Source organism: Sphingopyxis sp., from assembly GCF_035250425.1.
In the GTDB taxonomy this organism is placed as follows: Bacteria; Pseudomonadota; Alphaproteobacteria; order Sphingomonadales; family Sphingomonadaceae; genus Sphingopyxis.
In genome coordinates, this window is record NZ_DATFFD010000284.1 from 1 (window position 1) to 5,488 (window position 5,488).

Annotated in this window: 5 protein-coding genes; 2 read left to right on the plus strand and 3 right to left on the minus strand. The window is 62.0% G+C overall.

Annotated elements, in window-relative coordinates:
• Positions 1-45 precede the first annotated feature (45 nt).
• Positions 46-3,030: a TonB-dependent receptor gene (locus VJ811_RS17225; protein WP_324074641.1), complete on the minus strand. Its 2,985-nt coding sequence runs from the start codon at positions 3,028-3,030 to the stop codon at positions 46-48.
• A 435-nt stretch (positions 3,031-3,465) separates the two neighbouring features.
• Here VJ811_RS17225 and folE point away from each other — a divergent pair, with 435 nt between their 5' ends.
• Together folE and VJ811_RS17235 are read left to right on the plus strand one after the other, a co-directional pair.
• Complete coding sequence (folE, locus tag VJ811_RS17230; protein WP_324074644.1) at positions 3,466-4,068, plus strand: GTP cyclohydrolase I FolE; 603 nt, start codon at positions 3,466-3,468, stop codon at positions 4,066-4,068.
• A 62-nt stretch (positions 4,069-4,130) separates the two neighbouring features.
• Complete coding sequence (locus VJ811_RS17235; protein ID WP_324074646.1) at positions 4,131-4,580, plus strand: hypothetical protein; 450 nt, start codon at positions 4,131-4,133, stop codon at positions 4,578-4,580.
• Positions 4,581-4,696: 116 nt separating this feature from the next.
• Here the strand turns inward: VJ811_RS17235 and rplI are convergent, their stop codons facing one another.
• On the minus strand, positions 4,697-5,326 hold the full coding sequence (rplI, locus tag VJ811_RS17240; RefSeq protein ID WP_324074648.1) for a 50S ribosomal protein L9: 630 nt from the start codon (positions 5,324-5,326) through the stop codon (positions 4,697-4,699).
• A 14-nt stretch (positions 5,327-5,340) separates the two neighbouring features.
• Positions 5,341-5,488: 30S ribosomal protein S18 (gene rpsR, locus VJ811_RS17245; RefSeq protein WP_324074651.1), on the minus strand; the 148-nt coding region annotated here is incomplete at its 5' end.

Below are 5,488 nucleotides of genomic sequence, written 5' to 3' on the forward strand. Positions count from 1 at the left end.
CGCCGAGAGGCCGGGTCTTCTTTTCGGCGCTGCCGCCGGGGAAGCTTAGAACTTCACGCCCGCCGCGATGCCGTAGCGGCGCGGTTCGAGGGTGAAGATATTGGTGTAGTTGCCCGACGACTGGTCGGTGACGTACAGACCGGTGACGCTGTTGGCGTCGAAGACGTTCTGGATGAAGCCCCGCACATACCATTTTTCGTCGGGGCCGTTCAGCTGTAGCTGGGCATTGACCTGGGCATAGCCTTTGATCTTGTTCACATTGCCGTTGAAGATGTTGCCATAGCTTTCGCCGGTATAGGCCAGGTCGACGCGCGGGACGAGCGTCATGTCGCCGCCGCCGAGACGCGCGGTGTACTGGATGCCCGCGCTGAACTTGTAGTTCGGCGCCTGCGGCAACTGGTTGCCCTTGATGTTGACCGGAATACCGGCGGAGAAATATTCGATTCCGCCGAAATTGGCCGGATTCAGACCCGCCGCTGCGAACGCCCCGGCAGCTGCGGCTTCCATCACCCCACAGATGCTGAAGGCGCCGGTCGAAGCAATCCCGCCATCGCTCGGGAAAGCGGTTGTCGGGCGCAGGCCGGCACCGGCGGCGACGCCCGGCACAAAGCCGCCGTTGATGACCTGCTGGACCCCGTTCACGAAGGCGTTGACCCCGGCAACATTGCCCGTTCTCGAACCCACCGCGCAGTTCGCCGCGTTAGTGATGTCCTTGATGATCACCGCATCGGAGCGGCCACCGCCAAAGTCGCGCGGGTTGCTGGTGAGCTTGTCTTCGGAGACCTTGCTGTGCAGGTAGCTGAAGCCCAGATTGACCACCACGTCGGGGTCGGGCCGCACAATGGCTTCAGCTTCGAAGCCATAGATATCGGCGCTGACATTGTCGTTGACCGCGGTGCGGGCGACGATCTTGCTGAGCTGCAGATCCTTATATTTATAGTAGAAGGCGGTCAGGTTCAGTTGGAGCGCGCCGTTGCCGAAGCTGTTCTTCGACCCGATTTCGAACGCGTCGACCTGTTCGGGCTTGAACGATTCGGGCACCGCGAAAATCGGCTGCAGCGGCGGGTTGATGCCGCCCGATTTATAGCCGCGCGAGTAGGACGCATAGATCAGATTGTCATCGGTGATCTTGAAGTCGAGTACCGCGCGACCGGTCAGCTTGTTGAATTTGACGCTGCGTTCCTGGATGATCTGGTTGCCGGGCGTTCCGGGGTCGGCGTCGAACGATCCGACAAAGGGCGAGTCAAAGACACTACCCGTTCCGCCGTGCGGTGCAAGGAAGCTTGCCAGCGTCGACCGCGCCCTCACGCTCTTCTTGTCGTTGTTGTAGCGCAGGCCGGCGGTCAGCTTCAGCCGGTCGCTGAACTCGAAATAGGCTTCGCCGAACAGCCCGTATGACGTGATCTTCAAATCGTCGGTGTTGTTGCGGAAAAAGGGCGTGGCGAGGAACGACGGCGGCAGCGGACCGCCCGCCGCCGGCGGATTGGCCGCCGCGGTGAACGCGCCCAGCACCCCGGTCAGATAGTCGATCGGGAAGGCGTTCACATAATAGCTGTTCTCGGTCAGGTGATAATCGGCATAGATGCCGCCGACCAGGAAGTTGAACGGCCCGTCGAGGTCGCTCGACAGGATGCCTTCGACCGACCAGCTGCTGTTATACTGGTTCGACCGGTCGAACTGCAGCGACTGATCGCTACAAATCTTGTTGCCGCCAAAGCTGCCATAGCCGCTTTCTTCGGCCAGCGACGTGCAAAGCTGGCCGGTCGGGCCATTGGGGATGATCGCCGTGGCGACGGGCCGGAAATAGGCCTGGAGCGCCGGACCCAATGCTCCGTTCGCCGCCGCCTGCAACGTCGCGAGGCCGCCCGCGTAGAGCGCCCGGTTGCCGATATTGCTGTTATAGTCCTGCGACGCGTCGAGCTTGATCTTCTGATACTGGCCCGACACCTGCAGCGACACGGGGCCGAAATTATGCTCGATCTGGCCCTGCAGCGTCAGCTCGCTGGTGAAATAGCTGGGCGTATAGGCGGTGTTCACTTCGCGCGGATCCGAAGGGATTGTCGTGTTGGCATAGACATCGGGGCCATAGAGGCTGCCCAGTGCGAACGCCTGCGGAATGCCGCGGATCGCCAGGAATTCGCGCGAAGTCAGCGCCGCCGTGAAGGTTGCGTTGCCGTTGAAGGGCGAATTGTCGAGGCGGCTGTTCAAACAGCCGAGGATGCCGGTCGGGTCGCGCTGGCAGAGCTGTTTCTGGATGCGCGTGCGCTTGTCTTTTTCGTGAAAATAGGACGCCATCAGGTCGATCGTCGTGTCGGGTGAGGGTTCCCAGCGGAACGAGCCGCGGACCGAATAGAGGTCGCGGTCGTCGATGCGCGTGTCGAGGAAGCTGTTCTTCGTATAGCCGTCGCGGTTCAGGTAAATGCCTGCAACGCGAATGCCCATTGTGTCGCCGAGCGGGATGTTGACCATCGCCTTGCCCTTCATGGAATCATAATTTCCATATTCGGCTTCGGCGGCGGCTTCGAAAGCGCCGAGTTTCGGTTTGGCGGTGATCACATTGACCACGCCCGACGTCGCGTTGCGGCCGAACAGCGTGCCCTGCGGTCCGCGCAGCACTTCAACGCGTTCGAGGTCGAAGAATTCGGTTTCGAACAGCCGCGTCGAAAACAGCGGGTCGCCGTTCAGGTGGATCGCGGTCGCGCTGTCGCAGGTCGTGCCGACGCAAAGGTCGCCGATCCCGCGGATCGTGAAGCTGGCGCCCGTGAAATTGGTCTTGGTGAAGGTGACGTTGGGCAGGGTCAGCTGAAGATCCGACGGCGTCTTGATCTGCTGCGCTTCGAGCGCCTCGGTCGAAAAGGCGCTGACGGCGATCGGCACGTCCTGCAGGCGTTCCGACTGGCGCTGCGCCGTGACGACGATTTCGCCGCCGAAAGCATCGCGTTCCACTTCATCCGCCGCGTCCTGTGCAAATGCCGGCGTCGCCACCGTCATCGCAAGAATCGAGGTTCCGATCAGTGCCTTGAACTTCATCTATAGCCTCCCTTTTTCGATCCCGCAGGTGCGGGGCCGCCCAATTTCAAATTGTGGTAAGGGGAGGGGAAACGACCAGACATGGCAAAGGGCATCGGGCCAAAGCGGCCATGTGCCCTCGTGAATCCCACTTGCCAGCTATGCTGGTCATCGTCCTCTCCCACCGGCGTCGGGGAATACGCCGGCCTCTCCGGATCACGACCCGCTTAGGCGGGTTCTGTAGTGTCGATGAAGGTGCGCCGAGTTGACGCAAGCGTCAAGTCACTTGTTTGACCCGAAAAAGGACGCGAAACCGCGCCTCTCCGAAAAGTGAAAAAGCCAAGATTCCGCAACGTAAAGTTGATGGGAGAGGACAATTTCTTTTAGTCCGGCCCTTGCGTATCGGCGCATGGACGTCGAAATGTGCGGCATGAAGGCAACAGTGAAAGCGGGGCGATGAGCGACAACGGACAAGAGTTGGGACCGGACGGCAAGGTGGTGGTCCCCGACCATGTTGCGGACGCCGTGCGGACGCTGATCGAGTGGGCAGGCGACGATCCGGCGCGCGAAGGGCTGCTCGATACGCCGCGTCGCGTCGCGCGCGCGTGGAAGGAATATTGTTCGGGTTATGCCGACGATCCGGCGCTGCACCTGTCGCGCACGTTCGAGGAAGTCGGCGGCTATGACGAGATCGTGCTGCTGCGCGATATTCCGTTCCAGTCGCATTGCGAGCATCATATGGCGCCGATCACCGGCAAGGCCTCGATCGCTTACCTGCCGCGCGACCGCGTCGTCGGCATTTCAAAGCTGGCGCGCGTCCTCAACGGCTACGCGCGGCGGTTGCAGGTGCAGGAGCGTCTGACCGCCGAGGTCGCGAAGTGCATCTGGGACAATCTCCAGCCGCAGGGCGTCGCGGTGGTTATCGACGCGCAGCATGGATGCATGACCGGGCGCGGGGTGCGCACTCCCGGCGTCGGCATGGTGACGAGCCGCCTGCTCGGCTGTTTCCTCGAAGATCAGAGCAGCCGCAAGGAAGTGCTGAGCCTGATGGGCTATTGACGATGCGTTGGCGGGCGCGGCGCGATCGAAGCTTTCGCATGCGGCTGCGGGCGTTTCAGGAAATGCGCGGTGATGAGCCTGATCCGGGTTTCATCGCCGATCTCGAGTTCCTCGAAAACCGCGATCTCGACCTGTCGGTCCGCCTTGGCGGGTTGCTGGCTTTCAACGCGCTGGCGATCACGATCGGCACGCACCCGATCTCCGCCAGCCCCGGCGCGCCGCTCAGCCTCGACGCCGCCACCCAGCCCTGGCTGACGATCGCGAGCATAGTCGGCATCGTGCCGCTGATCCTGTCGAGCTTTTTCTGTCTGCGCGCGCTCTTGCTTGGCGAGGAATTCGACAGTGACGGCCTCGAAAAAGCCGACGGGTTGCGGCAACGATTGTTCGCGGCCTTTACCTATTCGATCGAGGCACAGGCGCGATTACTCTCGATCGCTGTTCGCGCGACCATTGCGGGTGGCGGGCTCACGCTGGCGGTGTGGGTGTGGATACTCGCGGAGAAAATGACGTAAGCCAGCGCCGCTGCCCGGGAACGGACGGTCGAAACGACCAGCTTTGCAACGCAAAAGAAAAGGGCCGCGTCTCAGAAGAAACGCGGCCCTTTCAAAAGGCGTTGACCTGAAGAAGCTTACGCTTCTTCGGCGTCGTCCGCGGCCGGAGCTTCTTCAGCGGCCATTTCCGAAGGCGGCGTCGCGTCTTCGAATTCGTCTTCGCTGTCGGGTTCCAGTGCCGTGGCGACGGCCTCGGCCTGTTCTTCCTCGAACATCGCCGCGATGACGTCGATGCCCTGCTTCTGCATTTCGGCTTCGTCGGGCGAACGCGCGACGTTGACGCCGACGGTCACCGCGACCTCGGGGTGCAGCTTGACCTTGACGTCGACCAGGCCGAGCGCCTTGATCGGGCGTTCGAGTTCGATCATCGACTTGCCGATGCCTTCGATGCCGTCTTCGACGAGCGCGTCGACGATGTCACGGACCGAAACCGAGCCGTACAGCTGGCCAGTGTTCGACGCCTGGCGGATCAGGACGATCTGCTTGCCGTCGATGTCCTTGGCGCGGCCTTCGGCGTCGGTGCGACGTTCGGCGTTGTCGGCCTCGATCTTGCCGCGGTTGGCCTCGAACAGCTTGCGGTTGGTGTCGTTCGCGCGCAGCGCCTTGTTGTTGGGCAGCAGGTAGTTACGGGCGAAGCCGTTCTTGACGTTGACGACATCGCCGATGCCGCCGAGTTTCTCGATGCGTTCGAGCAGGATGATTTCCATCGGACCAGCCCTCCTTACTTCACAATGTAGGGGAGCAGGCCGATGTGGCGCGAGCGCTTGATCGCTTTCGCCAGCTCACGCTGCTTCTTGGTGGACACCGCGGTGATCCGCGACGGGACGATCTTGCCACGCTCCGACAGGTAACCCTGGAGCAGACGGACG